Annotated in this window: 15 protein-coding genes; 7 read left to right on the forward strand and 8 right to left on the reverse strand. The window is 48.5% G+C overall.

Going from position 1 to position 19,142, the window contains the following annotated elements; translation table 11 throughout:
- Positions 1-24 precede the first annotated feature (24 nt).
- The gene (locus GK108_RS22170) at positions 25-399 is read right to left on the reverse strand and encodes a nuclear transport factor 2 family protein (protein WP_163953249.1); all 375 of its coding nucleotides are present in this window, start codon (positions 397-399) and stop codon (positions 25-27) included.
- 69 nt (positions 400-468) lie between these two features.
- On the opposite strand from GK108_RS22170, the gene GK108_RS22175 reads away from it, so the two are divergent.
- The gene (locus GK108_RS22175; protein WP_163953251.1) at positions 469-636 is read left to right on the forward strand and encodes a hypothetical protein; all 168 of its coding nucleotides are present in this window, start codon (positions 469-471) and stop codon (positions 634-636) included.
- Positions 637-745: 109 nt separating this feature from the next.
- Here GK108_RS22175 and GK108_RS22180 read toward each other — a convergent pair whose 3' ends face one another.
- The 3 genes from GK108_RS22180 to GK108_RS22190 all read right to left on the reverse strand — a co-directional run bounded on the left by GK108_RS22180 (position 746) and on the right by GK108_RS22190 (position 5,872).
- A complete protein-coding gene (locus GK108_RS22180; RefSeq protein WP_163953254.1) occupies positions 746-3,706 on the reverse strand; it encodes an FAD-binding and (Fe-S)-binding domain-containing protein in 2,961 nt (986 codons plus the stop codon).
- A gap of 24 nt (positions 3,707-3,730) precedes the next feature.
- Positions 3,731-4,210, reverse strand: coding sequence for a DUF1648 domain-containing protein (locus tag GK108_RS22185; protein WP_163953256.1), 480 nt, complete (start codon positions 4,208-4,210; stop codon positions 3,731-3,733).
- A gap of 615 nt (positions 4,211-4,825) precedes the next feature.
- The gene (locus tag GK108_RS22190) at positions 4,826-5,872 is read right to left on the reverse strand and encodes a DUF4097 family beta strand repeat-containing protein (protein WP_163953258.1); all 1,047 of its coding nucleotides are present in this window, start codon (positions 5,870-5,872) and stop codon (positions 4,826-4,828) included.
- 770 nt (positions 5,873-6,642) lie between these two features.
- Between GK108_RS22190 and GK108_RS22195 the strand changes: the two genes are divergently transcribed.
- Positions 6,643-9,888, forward strand: a complete 3,246-nt coding sequence (locus GK108_RS22195) for a SusC/RagA family TonB-linked outer membrane protein (protein ID WP_163953260.1) — start codon at positions 6,643-6,645, stop codon at positions 9,886-9,888.
- 22 nt (positions 9,889-9,910) lie between these two features.
- Complete coding sequence (locus GK108_RS22200; RefSeq protein WP_163953262.1) at positions 9,911-11,347, forward strand: SusD/RagB family nutrient-binding outer membrane lipoprotein; 1,437 nt, start codon at positions 9,911-9,913, stop codon at positions 11,345-11,347.
- A 100-nt stretch (positions 11,348-11,447) separates the two neighbouring features.
- Here GK108_RS22200 and GK108_RS22205 read toward each other — a convergent pair whose 3' ends face one another.
- Complete coding sequence (locus GK108_RS22205) at positions 11,448-11,660, reverse strand: hypothetical protein (protein ID WP_163953264.1); 213 nt, start codon at positions 11,658-11,660, stop codon at positions 11,448-11,450.
- A 230-nt stretch (positions 11,661-11,890) separates the two neighbouring features.
- Between GK108_RS22205 and GK108_RS22210 the strand changes: the two genes are divergently transcribed.
- Positions 11,891-12,115, forward strand: a complete 225-nt coding sequence (locus GK108_RS22210) for a hypothetical protein (protein WP_163953266.1) — start codon at positions 11,891-11,893, stop codon at positions 12,113-12,115.
- Positions 12,116-12,229: 114 nt separating this feature from the next.
- On the opposite strand, the gene GK108_RS22215 is transcribed toward GK108_RS22210, so the two are convergent.
- Positions 12,230-12,721, reverse strand: a complete 492-nt coding sequence (locus GK108_RS22215) for an Lrp/AsnC family transcriptional regulator (protein ID WP_163953268.1) — start codon at positions 12,719-12,721, stop codon at positions 12,230-12,232.
- A gap of 134 nt (positions 12,722-12,855) precedes the next feature.
- Here GK108_RS22215 and GK108_RS22220 point away from each other — a divergent pair, with 134 nt between their 5' ends.
- A complete protein-coding gene (locus tag GK108_RS22220; RefSeq protein WP_163953270.1) occupies positions 12,856-14,238 on the forward strand; it encodes an MFS transporter in 1,383 nt (460 codons plus the stop codon).
- Between the two features lie 92 nt (positions 14,239-14,330).
- On the forward strand, positions 14,331-14,849 hold the full coding sequence (locus tag GK108_RS22225; protein ID WP_163953272.1) for a dihydrofolate reductase family protein: 519 nt from the start codon (positions 14,331-14,333) through the stop codon (positions 14,847-14,849).
- A 98-nt stretch (positions 14,850-14,947) separates the two neighbouring features.
- Here the strand turns inward: GK108_RS22225 and GK108_RS22230 are convergent, their stop codons facing one another.
- Positions 14,948-17,302: an ABC transporter permease gene (locus tag GK108_RS22230; RefSeq protein WP_163953274.1), complete on the reverse strand. Its 2,355-nt coding sequence runs from the start codon at positions 17,300-17,302 to the stop codon at positions 14,948-14,950.
- Between the two features lie 197 nt (positions 17,303-17,499).
- Between GK108_RS22230 and GK108_RS22235 the strand changes: the two genes are divergently transcribed.
- The gene (locus tag GK108_RS22235; RefSeq protein WP_163953276.1) at positions 17,500-18,726 is read left to right on the forward strand and encodes an ABC transporter permease; all 1,227 of its coding nucleotides are present in this window, start codon (positions 17,500-17,502) and stop codon (positions 18,724-18,726) included.
- Between the two features lie 20 nt (positions 18,727-18,746).
- Here GK108_RS22235 and GK108_RS22240 read toward each other — a convergent pair whose 3' ends face one another.
- The gene (locus GK108_RS22240; RefSeq protein WP_163953278.1) at positions 18,747-19,142 is read right to left on the reverse strand and encodes a hypothetical protein; all 396 of its coding nucleotides are present in this window, start codon (positions 19,140-19,142) and stop codon (positions 18,747-18,749) included.

Here is a 19,142-nt window from a genome sequence, read left to right on the forward strand (position 1 = left end):
CACTTGGGGTCAACCGGCTTCTAGTTAATGAGCAGGCTCATCCAGATAAAGATACAACGCTTTGATGAGGCCATTCTCAATAATGGCGATGTCCATGCCGCTGGCAACTGGATTTGCACTGGGATTTCCCAACGTCCAGGCGGCATGGCTTACGCCATGATTAATTACTACGGGTTTTGTGAGCGTAAAGACAAACTCGGGTGCCCATTGCTCCTGTAGTTTGCCAATGAGTGAATCAATTGCCTGATGGCCTTCAAAAGCTGGGCCGCTGTCGCTTTCATAGAAAATGATGTCATCTGCATAAATGCGTTTCATCTCTTTAAGACGCTTGCTAGGATCGCGTTCACTCCATACTTGTAGCAGGCTATCTTCTAATAAGGGCACTAGCTTATCGTTCATTTTTCTTTTTTCGGTCTGTGTAATAAACCTACTAGAGGAATTGGGCAAAAACAAACTATAGGCTTCCCTTTGTGCATAGCCTCCCTATTCCAGCGCAAATCGTTCTTTGGGAATGTGCGTAATATGCGGCTACGTTCCTCTGCCTGCCGGGGCCGAGCCTTTACCCGCCCGGATAAGCAGCTCATCAACCTGTTTCCAATGCAAACCATCCGGCAATTAAGCCGGGTTGATCGATGAACCAGCGTAGTAAGTACTACCGGGACGAGTATCCCCAATTAGCCACTAACATGTCTACGACAGCAGGGATGCTGTCGTAGACATGTTAATCATTTAGTACAGCTAAGGGCTAGGCTAGCGCATCGAACAATATTTCGGCCGGGTGTTGCGCCTTGCGGCCTGTCCCGTCCTTGATCTGGTGTCGGCAGCTGGTTCCGGCGGCTGAAATAATGGCGCTTTCGGCTTGTCGAACGGCGGGAAAAAGTACCAGTTCGCCTATCTGCATCGACAGGTCGTAGTGCTCTTTTTCATAACCAAACGAACCCGCCATCCCACAACAGCCCGACGGAATCAATTGAACCTGATAATTAGTCGGCAGGCTCAGCGCTTTTTTTACCGGCACCATCGACGATAAGGCTTTTTGATGGCAATGTCCATGAATTTTTATCTGGCGTGACTCAGCAGTAAATGAGCTGGCCGTAATACGCTTATGATCGATTTCGCGGGCAATCCACTCTTCAAACAAAAAGACATTTTTTGCAATTCGCTGCGCATCAGCTTTCAGGTCGGCTGGAACCAGATCGGGGTATTCGTCGCGGAAGGTCAGAATGGCGGATGGTTCCAGACCAATCAGTGGCGTATCGTCCGAAATACGATCTTTTAGCAGTGTTACGTTCCGAATGGCAATCGTCCGGGCATTGTCCACTAATCCTTTCGACAGATACGTACGACCACTTTCTACGTGATCGGGAATCGTAACGGCATAGCCCAGACGCTCAAGGAGCTGAATCGCTTTCTGACCAACTTCTACGTCGTTATAATTCGTGAACTCATCGCAAAACAGCATCGGACGCTGAACCTGACGGGACGTAGCGGCAGTCCGTTCTTCTGCCCATTTCCGCAGGGTTGTACCGGCTAGTCCGGGCATAGTCCGGTCGGGGTGAAAACCGACGGCTTTGTTGGCCACACGACGTAGCGCTTCGGTATTGTATATGGCATTATAGACCCAGGGAGCAATGCTGGCCAACGACATGAGTTTCGTGAAATTACCAACCAGTAATGTCCGGAATGAGGCTCCAGGATCATTATTATAGGTATTCATAAACTCTGCTTTCATCCGGGTCATATCGACACTCGATGGGCACTCGGCTTTGCAGGCTTTACACGATAAGCACAGGTCCAGAACTTCTTTCACCGTCTCGTAATCATGGTCGCTGGCTTTCTCCGTACTGCTGTAAAAATGACGGAGTATATTGGCCCGTGCGCGCGTGGTATCTCTTTCCCGACGCGTGGCCATATAACTGGGGCACATCGTACCGCCCGAAATAGCCGTTTTCCGGCAATCGCCCGAACCCGAGCATTTTTCGGCTAATTCCAGCAAACCACCATCTTTCGAAAAATCAAACACCGTTTTAGGTTGTGGAATCACTACGTCGGCTTCCGACCGTAACGACTCGTTCATGGGTGGCGTATCGACCACTTTGCCCGGATTGAATGTATTGTGCGGGTCCCAAAGTGCCTTAACCTCTTTGCAAAGCTGGTAGTTTTCCGGCCCAAGCATAAAGGCAATACACTCACCCCGCAGTCGGCCATCGCCGTGCTCGCCCGATAGCGAACCACCGTAACGTTTTACCAGCTGCGCCGTATCCATCAGCAACGACCGGAATTTGGTACGCCCCTCCGACGATTTCAGATTAATAAGCGGCAGTACGTGTATTTCACCGGCACCGGCATGAGCCGAATATTCCAGTTTCAGACCATACTTTTCCCAGGCCATGCGGTCCAGTTCATCGATATAATCGGGCAAATCCTCCACATCAACCGCCGTATCCTCGATCACATTAGCAGGCTTCTCGTCGCCGGGGATATTATACATGATGCTCAGTCCGGCCTTACGTAGCGCCCAGGGTTTTTGCGTTTCGGCATCGAACAGAATCGGATAGGCATACCCCAACTCCTGCTTTTTCAGATCGGCTACAAATCGTTCGGCTTTTTCGGTAACGCCCGCCACCGTATCGTCAAAAAATTCAACCATCAGAATCGCTTTGGGGTCGCCCTCCACGAATGTCCGGTTTTTGGCTTGTTCGATGTTGGTTTTCGTAAGCTGTAAGATATAATCATCGACTAATTCCGATGCAAAACAATTATGCGCCAGCGCCACCAGATTGGCCTGCAGCGACTGTCGAATGGTTACGAAATGAGCGCATACCAGGGCTGTTTCCCTGGGCGGCAACGGCAATACGTTCAGTTTGGCTTCGGTAATAAAGCAGAGCGTCCCCTCTGAACCCGCAATGAGACGAGAGAAATTGAAGCCCTTCTCCCCGCCCACGGGGAAAGAAAAAAAGTCAACTAACGCATCCAGCGCATAGCCGGTGTTCCGTCGCTTTACGGTTGGTTTAGGAAAGCCATCGTGGATGTTTTTCTGGATAGAAGGCGTCGACAGCCAGTCACGAAATTGTACGTAGAGCTTTTGTTCCAATGGACTCACTACGTTCTCGCCCCGGCATTTGGCGTCGAACTGTTCCGGCGTCAGTGACCCGAATGTTACTTCGGCCCCGTCGCTCAATAGAGCCCGTACTTCCAGCAGATGATCGCGGGTTGTTCCCCAGACAATGGAATGCAGCCCGCAGGAATTGTTCCCGATCATACCACCAATCATGGCCCGACTGGCGGTGGAGGTTTCTGGGCCAAACAGAAATCCGTATGGTCTTAGATGCGCGTTCAGATCGTCGCGGATTACGCCCGGTTGAACGCGTACCCAGTGTTCATCGGTATTTACATCCAGTATCTGCCCAAAATATTTCGATATATCAACGACGATGCCGCTCCCCACAACCTGCCCCGCCAGTGATGTACCGGCCGCGCGTGGAATCAACCCGACTCCATGCTGCTGCGCGAACCGAAGTAATAGCTTAATATCGGCGACGGATCGGGGTAATGCTACGGCAATGGGCATTTCCTGATATACAGACGCATCGGTAGCATACAGCACTCGCTGGGCCGTATGTTCGGGCGACTCATCGAAATACAAATCACCTTTAAAGGAAGGAAGCAGATTAGCGAAGGGTAGTTTTTGGGATAAACGAAACATAAGTCAACAAGGTAACGAAACGATTTAGCGACTTACCGACAACCGGTAGGCTCGAACTAAACCGATGAACGTACTGATAAAGATTAGGGCTATAAACAGAAAGGATGGCCAGGGAAAAATCTGTTGTTTGTGATAAAGACTGATCCAGATGATCTGCCCGATAATACACAGGAACAAGGCAGCAACAATCACGCGAATGGTTGCCAGCAGCTGGTCGATATTCCGACGCTGTTTTGCTACGTTGTCGGGCGTACGCGGCCCCGGAAAATTCATCAGTTCGGTAGGCACGCTCTTTATAATCCAAAGTAATCCAACCAAGGCAAGATCCACAAAAGCAAGTACCAGCAGCGTTGAGGGACTACCCCATCGATTGGCTTCACCACTTCCGTTAAAATGAATGGGAATTGGCCCCGACAAACGCATGACACCCATAACAGCCAACCCAACTTCCAACAACAGCAGGAAGCCAGTTATCCAGTTCGCGTTACGTTCGTAGGTACTCATAATGGCAGCTACCAGAAGAAAGAGTAAAGATACAAAAACCTACGGGCGTTTGTGGAAATAGATTGTCTGGGCTATCAATAGGTTAAAGAAGATAGGCCAATGAAAAGACGACGCTACGTTGCTGTACGCCCGGATTTTACTCCGTTTGTTAATCTAGCGTTACTACTGATCGTATTTTTTGTGTGGCATGAACTGGCCAGAAAGCCTGTTGTTTTCGGCGGAGTTTTAACATCCGTCTGTCGAAAAGGTATTGAGCCAGATCATTCCGACTATGTACTGGCAATAGTACTGATAAACAAAGACTCCCTTCAGCTTTGCCATTTCCCCACCGGCTCCAGTTGCCGGGCCAATTTTGTAACAGCTCATCGACATTCTAGCACGTTAAGGAAAGCCTTATACCGATACCGTCGAGACGCGATGACGCCGGGGAAATTAGCCATTGTTATACGTCCAAAATCCAAGTCAACCGTGGGGTCATTCGTTGGTGTACTAAATGAGTTAAGAACTGCCGGAAACCTTCCTTATTTGGTGGATCTTTAGATCGACAAAACGTAAACAGAAAGCCCCCGACATGTGCCAGGGGCTTTCTGTTTACAGAGGCTATGATACTATAAACTACCGGCTGATCGAGACGCTGCCGCTGTTGGCGGAGATACGAACATCGACACCACCGCCATTCAGTTTGCCACGAACGCGATCTTTTTCAATGCTACCATCAAATTTGGCTAATCCGTCGGGCAGATTCACCCGATTGCCGCTAACGTTCAGATCCATGCCTTTGTCGAGAGGCATTCTTACCCGGATTCCGCCCGCGCTGGTATTCAAACGAACGTACTGCCCCAGCTTAACGATCTCAACCTCAACGCTTCCGGCGCTGGTGCTGGCATCCACGCTACCAGCTACGTTAGCCAGCCGTACCGAACCACCCGATGTTCCCGCCTTAATATCAGCTTCGATATTCGATCCATTTACGCTGCCGCCACTGGTTTGGGCATCAACACTCCCTTTCAGATCGGTCAACCGAATGCTACCACCCGATGTATGCAGCCGCATGGTACCACTCGACTCTTTGGCTTCGATGGAGCCACCAGAGGTTTGCAGATCAATATCTTTATGGCAACGATCCATATGAATGGAGCCGCCCGAGGTTTGGCCGTTGATGTTACCATCGATATCGCTCAGATGCAGGCTGCCACCGCTGGTACGGAATTTCTGCGTACCGGAAAGAGAAGCCATTCGGATGCTACCACCCGAAGTCCGCAAATCGGTCGATACGTTACGTGGCGTATAGAATTTGAAAGCGATACTCAGCCCACGTTTCCAGTCGTTGTTACTTTTACGCTTGGCAGTCGCCACAATCGTACCGCCCTCCTGGGTGATGCTGATATCATAATCCTTCAGACGATCTTCAATCTCATCCTTGTCGAGTTTGTCGTTCCAGTTATTGGCCCGAACATACATCTCTACTTTGGCATTCATATCCGTACCGCCTTCAATGGTAAGGCTACCGCCCGACGTTTCGGCCCGCACGGCATTAATTTTCCCGGAGAAGGTTTTGGTTTGATAAGGCGTATCGCGATCATCGTTCCGATTGTCGGCCAGTGAGGTGAATGCTAACGTACTGGCACTTAAAAGAGTTAGTAGAAACTGATTCCGTTTCATGTGGTTTCGTTTTGTTTATAGCCTAAAGATGTTGTCCTGTTCAAGAAGGTTGCATACGCCTAACCATTTTTGTCGGCCATACACTACGCTCAGTGATGCAAGCCTTGTGCCATTCAAAATAACTAACTCATAAACAAGTCTTTAACAATAAATACAACGAATCAATCTGTCCGATGATGGACAAATTTTGTTCGATCCTGGACAGATGGCTTTTCTGCCAACGTAGCGTATTTCGCCTGCGTGTATGCTAAGTTCGCCAGTCCCCAATAATAAGTACTTATCACTTACCTTTTCAATCGCTTTTTGTTCTTCCAAGCAACCATGACTATCAGATATGACACTAATGCATAGAACAATAGCTAACAACCAGCATAAACCCCCGTGCTGATAAAGCACTAAAAATCAACTATTTTAAACGAAGAATCAGCAATCTCGGCTAAGACTACCACTAGAATTATATTTTAAATATTATAACTTTTAATATAATAATATTCTAATTTTAATATTTTTGTAGCATTATATATTGACTTTAGATATTTTTCAGCATTATATTTGGATTAATATCATTCACATCTATACAAGCTATTCCGTACGCTCAAACAGATTCAGTTAAATTTCCTGTATCAAGCTATAGTTATTAAGTACTAATACTCAATCAATTTTCATACTCCCTGCTGGCAGGTATTTGTGCTTGCAAGCCGCTGATTTCGTTCATGCTTATCAGCCTGTAATCAATTATCCTTTTTAAAACCAACCTAATACGTAGTGAGATGCGAAACAGAAGTTTACTAGTAATGCTGTTTTTCTCCCTGTATGTACCAGTCCAGTTGATGGCTCAAAATCGGGTCATCAAAGGGATTGTTACCTCGGGAGATGATAATTCGCCAACCCCTGGCGTCAACGTTGTTGTTAAAGGGACAATTATCGGCGTAGCCACGAATGTGGAAGGAGCCTATTCTATTTCAGTACCTGAAAATCAGGCCAAAAACGGCACGTTGATTTTTTCCTTCATCGGCATGAAAAGCACGGAGGTTCCTATTGGCAATCAAACCTCTATATCCGTTAAACTGCAACATGACGCTACGTCGCTGGACGAGGTCATTGTCAGCGCGTTAGGATTCAAAGAAAACGCCGATAAACTCGGCTCAACAGCTTCCAAGATTGAAGCCAAAGACATTGTTCGCTCGGGCGAAACGGGTGTCATTAATGGTATGTCGGGAAAAGCCGCTGGCGTACAGATCAGCAAATCGGCTGGCGACCCAGGTTCGGGCTCCTACATTCAGATTCGGGGCCAGAATACGATCACAGGCTCGACCCAACCACTGGTTATTGTGGATGGTATTCCAATCAGTAACTCAACCCTGGGCGATGGGGCTGCGGGCGTAACGCAGCAGTCGCGCCTGAACGATATCAATCCCGACGATATTGCTTCGATGCAGATTCTCAAAGGAGCTTCAGCAGCCGCTCTGTGGGGATCGCGGGCGGCCAACGGTGTCATTGTCATTACGACCAAAAAAGGAGCCAATAGTGATAAAGTCAACATTTCATATAGCTCTACAGTATCGTTCGACCGGCCCAATTTGCTCCACCCGCTACAGAGTAACTACGGCCAGGGGGCAGGCGGTGTGTATAGTCCAACCAGCCAAAACTCCTGGGGCGACAAAATTGCCAACCGGGCCGGTGGCGAGGATGTTCTCAATATGAATGGTGCCCGTTTTGAGTCCTATACGGGCAAAATATACTATCCGATCATTACCAAAAACTCACAGGAGACCTATAACAAGATTCGGGAAGACATCGTATTTCGCACCGGTACGTACATCGATAACAACCTGGCCATCAGCGGTGGTAACGAAAAAGGAAATTTCTATCTGAGCGTGGGCGACCTTCGTCAGAAAGGTATTATCAACGGCCAGAGTGATTACAACCGAACCACTATCCGCTTCAACTCCGAACGTCGGTTCAACGACATCATCAAAGCCAGCACAAACGCTACGTATGCCCGCACTACGTCGAATCGAATTCAGCGTAGTAACAGCGTAAACGGTCTGTATATCGGCTACTTACGTACATCGCCCGACTTCGACAGCCGCGATTATAAAGGAAACTATTTTGCTTCGCCAACGGCCAGCGCCATTCCGAACCGCCAGCGTTCGTACCGGAACTACCTAGGTGCCCTGTCTAACCCGATCTATAACGATCCGCTGTGGGCTATTCGCGAATTGACCAACTTTTCGGAAGTGGATCGCTTTATTCTTAGCTCCGAAGTGCTGATTACACCCTCTAAATGGTTCGATATAACGGCGCGGGCAGGTATCGACGCGAACACCGACCACCGAATCACGAATTACCCGGTCAACTCAGCCGTTAACAGTGGTTTGGGGTCTTTTGAGGAGAATATCTACAAAGAATCGGAAATGAACGGCGATATTATTGGCCGCGTATTCAAAGATTTCGGGAAGAATATCACCACTACGCTGATTGCGGGTTTTAACATCAACGATCGCAAATATCTCAATCTGGGCGGAACGATGAATACGTTCATTATCCCGGACGCTCCGGCCAACTTTGGCAACTCGCTGACATCGAACGATGCCCCATACCGCACGACAACGCACCGCCGGATGGCGCGTATGTACTCAACCCTGAACGTTGGCTTTTACAATCAGCTTTTTGTGAATGCATCCGTAGCGGGCGAATCGGGGTCAACGTTCGGTAGCCAGACCAAATCGACCTTTTATTACCCTTCAGCCGATATTGCCTGGCAGTTTACCCAGCTAGGCGCGTTACGTGATAACAGTATTCTTTCTTTCGGTAAACTGCGGGCTTCCTACGGCGTTGTAGGCGTACAGCCAGACGCGTATCGTAACGCGACAACCTACGTAACAGCTTCGTTCAGCAGTTGGGCCAATCCATTAAGTGGTTCGGGCTATGGCAATGGCGCTTATGTACGTAGCAGTCGCCAGGGCGATCCGTTTCTACGCCCCGAACGAAAAACGGAATGGGAACTGGGAACCGACCTTCGCTTTTTCAATAATCGCCTGACCGCGGGATTCACCTATTATCAGAATGAAATCAAGGATCTGTTGCTCGATGTGGCAGCAGCCGGGTCAACGGGTTTCACGTCGAAATATACCAATGCCGGTTCGATGACTAACAAAGGCTGGGAACTCGACCTGAACTATAACATCCTGAGCAAAAGCGCCTTCAACTGGAACGTATTTGGCAACCTGAGCCGTAACATCAACCGCGTAACGAATCTGGCCGGAACCGATATCATTACGTTGGGCGGCTTCAGCACAACAGCCAGCACCGTTGCAAAAGTAGGCTATGCCATGTCTTCTCTGTATGGTGGCACCTATTTGCGCACCGAATCAGGCGCCCTCCAACTGGATGCAAATGGGTTTCCACAGGTGGCATCGCAGTTTGGCGTAATCGGCGACCCCAATCCTGACTATCGGGGTGGTTTCGGTACGAACTTATCCTACAAAAAACTATCGCTGAACATCTTGTTTGAAACCTTCCAGGGGGGCGATTTCTATAACGGCACAAGAGGGGTACTCTACAATTTCGGAACCCACGCTGACGTAGGTAATGAAGTAACGCTGACCCAGGATTTAAAACGATACGGCGGTACGATTGTCCCTGCCGGGAGTACAGTTCGTGGTAATATTCATGACTTTGGCGCCGGTCCGGTGCTACTCGATGAGCGCTATTACACGTCAATTGGTGGGGGATTCAGTACGCTGGTGGAGCAGTTCATCACGGATGCCAGCTGGACTCGTCTGCGCGAGGTATCGGTTGGCTATTCGATCAGCTCACCCAAATTCCGCCAGAAAACCAAACTACAGTCAATTGATCTGACGGTTACGGGCCGTAACCCAATCCTATGGACGAAAATGGTCGGTGTTGATCCGGAAACAGCCCTGAATGGAGCCAGCAACTCACGGGGCCAGGATTACTTCAACAGCCCGAACACCAAATCGCTGCTGTTCAGTGTCAAAATCAATTATTAATTCTTACGACGAAGCATCCATCATGAAACGCGTATATACATCGATTTTTGCGGCTGTGTTCGGACTCCAGTTTTTCGCTTGCTCCTCCATCGTCGAGAACCTGAACGTCGATCCCAATAACCCAACCAACTCGACGGCCAGTTTATTACTTACGGGCACTGAACTGGCCAATATGGCCACGCAGGAAGGCATGGCCAGCCGATTAACCACCATCTGGAGCGGATATGCATCCGGTGCCGACCGCCAGTGGCTGGATTATGCCAATTACAACGTATCGGCTGGTATTTACGACGGCGACTGGAATCTGGTGTTTACAGCAACCAATGCTAACGCCCTGTTAACCATCAATCAGGCGTCGGCGCTCGGAAACCGGAAGATGGCTGCCATTGCCAAGATTCTGCGGGCCAATGCGCTCGCCACCGGAACCCAGCTGTGGGGCGACATTCCATTCGATCAGGCCGGTAACATTGCACAATACCCGAACCCAGCGTTTGAATCGCAACCTACTGTATATACCAAATTATTGGCTTCGCTCGACGAAGCGATTGCCGATCTTCAGTCGGGCGTTGGTACCGTTACGACGGAAGATATTCATTTTGGTGGTGATGCGACGAAATGGACGCAGGTTGCCTACACCCTGAAAGCCAGGCTTTTGACCGACACCAAACAGTATGATGCGGCCTATACCGCTGCGCAGAGTGGCATTAGTACGTTTGCCAATTCGCTGTATGCGCCACACGGCAACATCGCCAGCGTAAACCAGAACTCGTACTATTCCTTCCTGGCGGTTACGCGCAGTGGCGACATCAATGCCGTTAATGCGTATAATGTCGGCCTATTGAATCCTACGAGTGCGCGATACAGAGGCAATTCAAAAACGGTTGAAACGGCTCGCTTCCGATTCTATTACCTGGAAAACGGCGTTAATAGTCCGGGTAAAGTAGAGCCAAACACAACCGGCACTACGGGCTTTTTTGCACAGACTGCCAGCTTTCCGCTCATTACGTATCAGGAGAATATTCTGACGCTGGCCGAAATGGCGATCCGTTCAGGAAAAGGATTTTCAACGGCTCTCGGCCACCTCAATACGTATCGGAGTTTTCTGAACACAGGCGGTACAATCAATGCCGCTTACCTGACCGCTGGCAACTACAAATATGAGCCCTACGTAGAAGCCGATTTTGCGGCTGGCGGCATTGAAAACCCAGATGGTATTACGGCCAGCAATGCACTTTTGCGGGAAATTCTTCAGGAACGTTACGTCTCTTTTTATGGGCAGCATCTGGGCTGGAACGACGAACGCCGGACACGTAGCGAAGCTGTTGGCATCAAACTATCGCCCAACAACGGAACCCAACTTCCCTGGCGATTTATTTATCCACAGAATGAAATAAACTCGAATCCCAGCACACCCAAACCAGTTCCTGCTACGTTCGAAGCACTGCCTATTTACAAATAGAACTCCCTTCCTCTGGTTCTTTTCCCCTGACAGATTTTCTGTCAGGGGATTTTTATTTGCGCATTCCGTCAAGAGACAAACAGAGACTCTGTTTCTCCGATTACCAGTTTACCCGTTCATCCCAAGGTATTGGCGGAGGAATAAAGAGCGTAAACTGTCTAACCATGTTTTGTGCTACTATCTGGTCAGCAACCAGTCTGAAGTTACTACTCTTATTGATGCGATATTCAATGGCAAACTGCAGTAAACGATGTCGATACTCATAGACAGATTCTCCTTTCTTTTGAAGGGCTTTGTAATTGGTTGATTCCATGGCGCAGAAGGTCAATAAACTGACTAATTAGTTAACAAAGAAGCAAAATACATGCCGTAGCTATCCTTTTAAGCCAGTCTGCTGCTGCGCCTAACCCTTACAATTTGTGCTTGTAAAGTATAGTTCACCAAGGAATCTATAGTATTTTTTGGCGAATTTCCGAAAAAGGAGAGTACGAAGCAGCGCTTAACAGATACTCTATATATAGTGTATAGCGTATTGATTAATGTATGCCCCGTCCTAGAAAATATCCTATTTCAATCGTTGTTAATGGCCAACTTGTACAGGTTATGCCAATGGGAGGAAACCGATTTTGCTCAAAACGTCACATCTACGAAGTTGAATACGATGTAGCTGGCAACCTGGACGGTACACTGGTAGGGGTTATTGAAAAGCCGATGCGCCAGCGTGATCAACACGCTGGCCTGTTGAAAACGACCGGTCAACGTCCCTGAATATTTTTCAAATGGCGGCCACTTTTTAATACTGGCCGCCATTCTCAAGAATTATGCCGTTAAAGAGCCATATGGCCTGAATTTATTGTCTGGACGACCTTACTAATAGGTCCATTAAGGGATTAGCTCGTGGGTATCTTTGATAATGTCCATGACGAAAACGCTCTGCGCCTTCCCGATTCCCTTAACTTCGCCCAAGTAATTGATAAAAAAGTCGTGATACGTCTCCATGTTCTCGGTAATAATCTTGAGCATGAAATCGTACTCACCGGCAATATTAAAGCACTCCACGACTTCTTTAAACGCAACAATACCACGGACAAATTCATGTGCCGTTTGTTTGTCGTGTTCTTTAAGCGATACCAGACAAAGGACCATCAGCTTGCGGTTTAGCTTACGATTGTCGAGCAGGGCCGCATACTGTTTAATAACCCCCGTCTGCTCCAGTCGTTTGATCCGTTCGTGAGTCGGGGTCGGACTTAAATGAACTCGCTGAGCGATGTCGCGCACAGTCAATTTAGCATTACGTTGCAACAGACGTAGAATGTCATAATCTTTTTCGTCCAGCGTAGGCACTCCCCCAATACGTTGTTCTATTTCTGCCATCGAATTATAACCCTTTACGGATACTTGTTCTACAAATAAAACTGTATTCTCAACTCTGTTCCAAACTAGTGCATTTTCTTGTTATTACGTTCTAAAAATAAGTGCTTTGCACAAACAAAACATCATTTCTACGCGTGTCTCGTCAACAGCTCATTCTGATTATTGCTTCCGTCAGTGTTTTTTTTGAAGCGCTCGATATAGCCATTATCAATCTGACAATGCCCTTGATTCAACAGGCATTTGATCTGACAACGAATCAGGTACAATGGCTACAAACACTGTACGTCCTGTTATACGGAGGCCTTTTGATCTTAGGTGGCCGACTCACCGATATAGTGGGGCGCAAACGGGTCTTTCTGGTAGCCTCCATCCTATTCCTATTCTGTTCGTTAGGTGCTGGTCTGGCTCCTTCGTTTAGTTCGCTACTTATTTTCCGTGGCATGCAGGGGATTGCCGCAGCCTTATTGATGCCATCGGCCTTGTCTATCGTGACAAATACGTTTACGGAGACGGCTGCCCGTAGCCGGGCCATTGGAATTGTCAGCTCTTTTGCGGCTATCGGCTCAGGAAGCGGCCTTTCAGTTGGCGGCCTGATCGCCAGCCAGTTCGGGTGGCAGTGGGTATTTTTCATCAATGTGCCCGTTATTCTGCTAACCCTGGTGGTAGCGTATCGGTATATACCAGACGATAAGCCTCGCATGGAGCCCCTACCCAATATCAGTCTGGGTCTATTGCTCACGGCTCTGATTATTACGCTGTCGTATCTGGTCCATGAGCTAGGCAACTGGCGTACAGAATGGCCGCTGTTGAGTTTGCTCAGCCTGGCCGAACTGGGCGGCATTTTCCTGTTTTTGCAACGTAACGCCAGAGAGTCCGACCCGCTCATCAATATCGAAGTGCTGAAGCCAGCGCTACCTGCCATCCGTGTTTTTGTCTGTCTGGGCGCTTCGTTTACCGGCTTTCTCTTTCTGATTTCGTTGATCCTGCAAACAGACCGGCAGCTGAGTGCCTCGCAGGCAGGTCTGCTCCTGTTTCCGTTCAGTATTTTATCAGCCATTACCGGCAAGCTATTTATCCCGGCACTCATTAAACGCTTCACCGTTTCGCAGATCGCACTTATGGGGATGGCCTGCCTAACCATTAGTGGCCTTTTGTTGCTTTACCACACCCAACTGGCACCCGATAACTTTCTGCCTTTACTGCTGGCCATGGCCTGTGCCAATGGACTTGGGATCGCACTGGCCTACTCAGGTCTAACGGTTCTATCGTTTCAGCAAATCCCCGAAGCTAATCATGGGCTGGCCTCGGGTGTGGCAACCACCGCTTATTTTTTCGGTGGCGGATTAGGGCTGTCCGGGCTGTCGTTGTTCCTGGGTACTGAAAACGAGAAGGGCTTATCGGTTGGTTCGTGGCCACTCCTTCTGTTAACCGTATATGCAGGAATAGGGGTTGCGGGGCTGCTAATTCATATGATTTCCAGCAGCCGAAAGAGTAGCCTTTCTGGATCAGCCGCTTAATTGACCGAATTCCTTACGTCATGTCCGATTTGTACAATCCAGCCGGATAAAAACAACGCAATTTTGCCGAACAACCACGAACAACAAAACGTATGCGAAAGGTAATCTTATGTTTGGCCGTTAGTCTGGATGGCTACATTGAAGGGCCAAATGGTGAGTACGACTGGTGTTTTACCGATCAGGATTATGGGATGAATGCCTTCCTGGAACGTATCGACGCCATTTTTATCGGCCGAAAAAGCTACGACCTGCTCAACAATCAGAACGAAGCAGCCAGCGACTACTCGTTTCCTCAATTCAAAAAATACGTATTCTCAACGACGCTCACCCATGTTGGCGACAATGCAGAACTGATCAGCGACAACTGGAAAGCAAGCGTTATGGAACTGAAAAACCAATCCGGTAGCGATTTCTGGTTATACGGTGGAGCCGAACTCACTACGTTGTTCATTAACGAAGGGTTGGTCGATGAGCTGTTTCTGGCCGTTCATCCGGTAATTCTGGGCGCTGGAAAACCGCTGTTCCATCACTTAAAAGACCGCGTCAACTTAACACTCATTGACTCGACGACCTACTCGACTGGCTTAATTTCGCTTACGTATCGACTGTAATCTAAAAGCCCGGCCAATGAGTTGGCCGGGCTTCGTCTTATAGTTGTTAGGTAACCGGTTGTCCCCGACGGCAAGATGCTGTCGAAGACAACCTCACACTATTCACTACGCAAGCTTTTGACGGGGTCCATCAAAGCCGCTTTGATACTCTGAAAACTTACTGTTAGCTGGGCAATAGCAACAGCCACCAACCCTGCCAGCACAAACACCCACCACTCAATATCGACCCGGTAGGCGAAATCAGACAGCCAGTTGTACATAGCCCACCAGGCCAATGGCGACGCAATACCGATGGCAATCAAAACGAGTTTTAAAAAGTCTTTGGATAACAACGCAACGATACTCGGTACCGAAGCGCCCAGCACCTTCCGAACGCCAATTTCTTTCGTGCGTTGCTCAGCCGTAAACATAGCCAGCCCAAATAAGCCCAGGCAGGCAATAAAAATGGCGATCACGGCAAAATAATTGGCCAGTTTACCCACCAGCGTTTCGCTCTTATACTGCTCACGGAAACTCTCGTCGGCAAATCGGTACGCAAACGGGTAAGCCGGATTGAATTGCCTGGATAGTCGCTCCATGCTTTTCAGCGCCCGCTCGGTCTGCCCCGGATAGGTACGTACCAACAGGGTATAATTCGTTGAATCCAGCCGCAGAATCAGTGGTTCGATAGCAACACGTAGTGAGTTAAGATGGAAATTTTTAATTAAGCCTACAATTTTTCCCGGTTTACCCCAGAACTTCAGATCCTGCCCGACGGGCTGTTTCATACCCATCCGGCGGGCGGCTTCTTCATTGACAATATAATTGGTGCTATCGGTTACGATGCTTTTTGAGAACTCACGACCATTGAGCAGCTTGATTTTCATGGTCTTCAGAAAGTCGTAGCTCACGGGCATCTGTGTAAACAACGTTTTGTCGTTCTCCGCTTTTCCTTTCCATTCAACGCCAATGGTTGAATTACCAATAGCCATCGGGTCGTTGCCCGACGACGATACACTCTGAATACCCGGCGACCGTAATAACTCCTCGCGGAACGATTCGAACCGTTTAGGCAAATCGCCTTCCAGCGACATATACACGACATTTTCCCGGTCAAGACCCAAATTTTTGGTACGTATGAAATCGACCTGACGGCCCGCAATCAACGTACCGATAATCAACAGCAACGACAGCGCAAACTGAAACACAACGAGCCCTTGCCGCAGGAAAACCGCACCGGCTTTGAAACGTAACGACCCTTTCAGCACCTTAACGGGTTGCAGCGACGACAGGAACAAGGCCGGATAACTACCCGCCACTACGCCAGTCAGCAGCGCCAGCCCCAGCAGCGTGAGCCAGTAGACTGGATTTCCGTATTGAATCGCGATATGTTTTTCGGTCAACGTATTGAAGGCCGGTAACAATAGCTGTGTCAGCACAACGGCAATAACAATCGACATCAGCGCCATCAATATAGCTTCGCCCACAAACTGCCCAACCAGATACGAACGCTCGGCGCCCACTACTTTCCGGATACCGACTTCCTTGGCTCGTTTGGCCGAACGGGCGGTGGCCAGATTCATAAAATTGATGCACGCAATCACCATCAGAAAAATAGCGACAATCGTAAACAGCCGTACGTATTCAATACGTCCACCGTCGGGCTTACCATTGGTAAATTTTGAATGCAGGTAGTAGTCTTGGTACGGAAACAAGAACGTAGTGGTGGTAGTCACATCTTTGTTGTGCTTCCGAATGAAGTGTAGAATCTTCGCGTTAACGGCGTTTACATCCGCATTTTCAGCCAGCAGTACAAACGTTCTGATGCCATTATTATCCCACTTGGCTAGCCAGTCGTTCTTTTTTTCGAAGGGTTCTTCGGGCAATACGTAGTCGAATTGCAGCGATGATGTTTCCGGCACGTCTTTCACAACGGCAGTTATCTGGTGATCTTCCTGATTATCAACCCGAATCGAACGACCGACAACGTCCGTCTTGCCAAAAAATTTCTTCGCTGCCTTTTCGGATAAAACAATAGCGTTCGGGCTGGCAAGTGCCGTTTCGGGTTTACCATGCACCAGCGGGAACGAAAAAATCTGGAACAAATCGACCGAAGCGTAACGACCTTTTTCTTTATAGGACTTATCGCCAACGGCCAGCAGTTTCTCTTCCTCCCAGGTCATTTTTACGGTTCGCTCAATCTCGGGAATTTCGGCTTTCAACGCCGTTGCCAATGGTCCCGGCGTGGCTGTTGTTGTGCTGATGTCGTTGCCTGTCCACTGCTGATTTTCCAGCACCTGATAAATCCGCGAACCTTTCTCATGAAACTGATTGATGCTACGTTCGTCCTGCACCCAAAGCAGAATAAGCAGACTACTGGTCATGCCCAGAGCGAGCCCCAGCACATTGATAAACGAAAAGGTTTTGCTCTTGGCAATATTACGCCAGGCTATCTTAATGTAGTTTCTGAACATAGCTGTATGGTAGTGAACACAGGATACTGAACGGGTCCGGAGAAGTACGCAACAACCTAAAGATGCAGAAACACCTATCAACGTTGCATGAAGCTGATGGCATTACGTCAATTAGTGCTCCGTTCGTCAAATAGATTTTGTATTCGTTCCATTCAAACGGCTACTTTGTACCAGCCTTCAAACCCTTCCTTACGCGCATGCTCAAAAACATCCTGTTTTCGTTTAGCACGGCCCTGCAAAATATCAGGACTCGTTTTTTTCATACGGTTCTGTCTATCCTTGGCATCGTTATTGGCGTAGCAGCTTTGGTGGCCATTCTGTCGCTGATTGACGGTATGGAACAGTATGCAAATGAGCAAATAGCTAAGACAACCTCCCTGAATGCGATTCTGATTCAGTCGAACCCGTACAAACTGGTGAACGAAGTGCGCATCATGAAGAAAGACTACAACTATTTTGATTATCAGTCCTTTCAGAAAATGCGATCGTCGCTCACCAAACCGGCACAGACTTCCATTGAATGGCGACAACCCGACGAAATAACTGTCCAGTCGACCCATCAAAAAATGGGGACAATTATAAAAGGCATAGGCTTACCGCTTCAGCGTGATATGAGGGTTGTTTCGGGTTCGGCATTTACTGATAACGACCTTGCTAACAAACGATACGTAACGTTGATCAATCAGCGGCTTGCCAAACAATTGGTCGGCAGGAAGCCCGAAAAATCGGCTCTTGGTCAGCAGATTTTGTATAAAGAGAAGGTATTGACGGTGGTAGGTATTATGGCCGATGGCGATGCCAAAACGGGTCAGGCGTTTGTTCCCATTACGCTCTTTTCGGATAGTACGCTCAAAGCCGCTCCCCCTTTGGCAATGGTAGAAGCCACGAACGTAGAAGCCGTTCAGGGGCTGAAAACGCAGATCGAAAACTGGATGAAAGCGAACATGCCCCATAAACTCGACGACTTTATCGTTTTCACCAACGAGCAGCGGGTCAGTCAGGTCGCCAAAGGATTTTTGCTTTTCCGCCTGGTGATGGGCGCTATTGTGGGCATTTCGGTATTGGTTGGCGGCATTGGCGTTATGAACGTACTGCTTATTTCCGTAACCGAACGTACCGTCGAAATTGGCGTCCGCAAGGCGCTAGGTGCCAAAAAGCGCGACATACTGTGGCAGTTTCTGTCGGAATCCATCACCATTTCAACATTCGGCAGCTTACTTGGGCTCGGCCTGGGATTGTTACTAACGCTGATCTTTATCCCGATTATTAAAGCCGTTGCCGACGTACCGTTTCAGGCGGCCTACACCTGGAATACCTTTATTATCATCATGGTGATTGCCATGATCATCGGCGTTGTTTTCGGTACGTATCCCGCTATGCGTGCCGCCCGACTCGACCCCGTTGAAGCCATCCGACGTGAATAATAACGTAGTGAACGAAGACCTTACTGCAATCTAAAATTCTCTGGAACCGGCTTTTGGATAACACCTTCCTGTTCCAGATTTGGATGTCCCCAATCCACAATTTTATACCGAATTTTTTCGGGACTAGCCTCAACAATCACGCAACTATACCAATCCGTCAGCTCCGGGTCAAAAAAGCTCCATTTCTCGGCCAGAATTTGTAGGCCAGTAGCGCGCAATGCCGATATGGCCTGCTGCTCAGTCGCGTATTCCTGTAATGGATAGTTAAATACCGTAAATGTCTGCCATTGATCTGTCGGCAGCTTACCCACAAACCCTACCAATTCATGATCGCTTTCCCGGTAAACGGGTTTGTAATTGGTCATACGTATTGTGAAATCATCCTCAACATTATAGAGCGCCAAAAATAGCGCCAT

Source organism: Spirosoma terrae, from assembly GCF_010435915.1.
Lineage (GTDB): Bacteria > Bacteroidota > Bacteroidia > Cytophagales > Spirosomataceae > Spirosoma > Spirosoma terrae.

Excerpts from the sequence above, each read along its gene's own strand:
- GK108_RS22170 (WP_163953249.1), bottom strand. The coding sequence starts at position 399 with ATGAACGATAAGCTAGTGCCCTTATTAGAAGATAGCCTGCTACAAGTA.
- GK108_RS22180 (WP_163953254.1), bottom strand. The coding sequence starts at position 3,706 with ATGTTTCGTTTATCCCAAAAACTACCCTTCGCTAATCTGCTTCCTTCC.
- GK108_RS22185 (WP_163953256.1), bottom strand. The coding sequence starts at position 4,210 with ATGAGTACCTACGAACGTAACGCGAACTGGATAACTGGCTTCCTGCTG.
- GK108_RS22190 (WP_163953258.1), bottom strand. The coding sequence starts at position 5,872 with ATGAAACGGAATCAGTTTCTACTAACTCTTTTAAGTGCCAGTACGTTA.
- GK108_RS22195 (WP_163953260.1), top strand. The coding sequence starts at position 6,643 with ATGCGAAACAGAAGTTTACTAGTAATGCTGTTTTTCTCCCTGTATGTA.
- GK108_RS22200 (WP_163953262.1), top strand. The coding sequence starts at position 9,911 with ATGAAACGCGTATATACATCGATTTTTGCGGCTGTGTTCGGACTCCAG.
- GK108_RS22205 (WP_163953264.1), bottom strand. The coding sequence starts at position 11,660 with ATGGAATCAACCAATTACAAAGCCCTTCAAAAGAAAGGAGAATCTGTC.
- GK108_RS22210 (WP_163953266.1), top strand. The coding sequence starts at position 11,891 with ATGCCCCGTCCTAGAAAATATCCTATTTCAATCGTTGTTAATGGCCAA.
- GK108_RS22215 (WP_163953268.1), bottom strand. The coding sequence starts at position 12,721 with ATGGCAGAAATAGAACAACGTATTGGGGGAGTGCCTACGCTGGACGAA.
- GK108_RS22225 (WP_163953272.1), top strand. The coding sequence starts at position 14,331 with ATGCGAAAGGTAATCTTATGTTTGGCCGTTAGTCTGGATGGCTACATT.
- GK108_RS22230 (WP_163953274.1), bottom strand. The coding sequence starts at position 17,302 with ATGTTCAGAAACTACATTAAGATAGCCTGGCGTAATATTGCCAAGAGC.
- GK108_RS22235 (WP_163953276.1), top strand. The coding sequence starts at position 17,500 with ATGCTCAAAAACATCCTGTTTTCGTTTAGCACGGCCCTGCAAAATATC.
- GK108_RS22240 (WP_163953278.1), bottom strand. The coding sequence starts at position 19,142 with ATGGCGCTATTTTTGGCGCTCTATAATGTTGAGGATGATTTCACAATA.